Below are 1409 nucleotides of genomic sequence, written 5' to 3' on the forward strand. Positions count from 1 at the left end.
CCCGCCCCCGCCAAGTGGGTCTGGGCAGGGCCCTACACGTCCTCCGTATTCTACAAAAGACCCGTGTCCAACGGGGGGGGCGGCGGGGTTCCCCCCCCCCCACCCCACCGCGCCCCCCGGTTTTGACCCGCAACAGGAGACAAACATGCGTAGCGCCATCCACACCACCTTCGGTGAACCGGCCGACGTACTGGCCTTGGGCGACAGCCCCATCCCGCAGCCCGGCCCCGGCGAAGTACGGATCAAGACCCTGCTTGCGCCCATCCACAACCATGACCTGTGGACCGTACGCGGCAAGTACGGCTACAAGCCCACGCTGCCAGCGATTGGTGGCAGTGAAGCAGTAGGCATCATCGAAGCACTGGGCGAGGGCGTGCAGGGCATTACCATCGGCCAGCGCGTCATGGCCGCCTCGGTGCACGGCACCTGGGCCGAATACTTCATCGCCCCCGCGCGCATGGTCATCCCGGTACCGGACGGCATCGCCGATGAAGCCGCAGCACAGCTGATCGCCATGCCGCTGAGCGCATTGATGCTGCTGGAGTTCCTGCAGGCCGAACCCGGCCAATGGATCGTGCAGAACACCGCCAACGGTGCGGTCGGCAAGACCCTGGCCATGCTCGCCGCCGCACGCGGCGTACACGTGCTCGGGCTCGTGCGTCGTGATGCAGGTGTCGACGAATTGAAGGCACTGGGCATCAACAATGTGCTGTCTACTACCCAGCCGGATTGGAAGACGCGCGCACAGGCGTTGCTTGGCGACACGCTGGCACACGCCGCAGTCGATTCCATCGGCGGCAAGGCCAGCGCGGATATGGTGTCACTGCTCGGCGACAACGGCACGCTGGTCTCGTTCGGCACCATGGCCGGCGAAGCCATGCAGATTCCTTCCGGCGACCTGATTTTCAAGCAGGCCACGGTGAAGGGCTTCTGGGGCAGCAAGGTCAGCCAGCAGATGTCGGTGGAGAACAAGCGTCGTTTGGTTGGCGAACTGCTGCAGCGTGTGCTGAGTGGTGGGCTGGAACTGCCGGTGCAGGCGATCTACGGGTTGGGTGATGTTGCAAAGGCGGTGACGGCGAGCTTGTTGCCCGGACGCAAGGGCAAGGTGTTGCTGAAACCCTGATGGCGGCAAGTGCGACCGCAGGTTTCCATCAGCCAAAGCGAAGCAAGCCTTGAACCCCCTCCCTTGCGCGCAGCGCAGGGGAGGGTTGGGGAGGGGTGCTCTTGGCAATAAACCATCAGTTCATGCCATGCCAGCTTTGCGGCTGGCGCAGCTCTTACAAAAAAACGCGTGGTCAGCAAAGGTCAAAACCGGGGTGCGGGGGGGGGGTGGGGTGGGAACCCCCCACTGGCCCCGGGTTTTGGGGTTTCGCGCAACACCGCCCCGGCCCCCGCCGGCGTATCTACGG

The 1409-nt window shown here is 64.7% G+C and carries 1 protein-coding gene; it reads left to right on the plus strand.

The annotated features are described in order from the left end of the window. Positions 1-145: 145 nt before the first annotated feature. Positions 146-1123 (plus strand): zinc-binding dehydrogenase, encoded by a 978-nt coding sequence (locus AC1VXC_RS21050; protein WP_481539662.1) that lies wholly within the window; start codon positions 146-148, stop codon positions 1121-1123. The last annotated feature ends 286 nt before the right edge of the window (positions 1124-1409 follow it).

It is taken from the genome of Stenotrophomonas sp. STEN033 (assembly GCF_056856655.1).

What these genes read in the sequence shown, in the direction of transcription:
- AC1VXC_RS21050 (WP_481539662.1), top strand. Translation starts at nt 146, where the DNA reads ATGCGTAGCGCCATCCACACCACCTTCGGTGAACCGGCCGACGTACTG.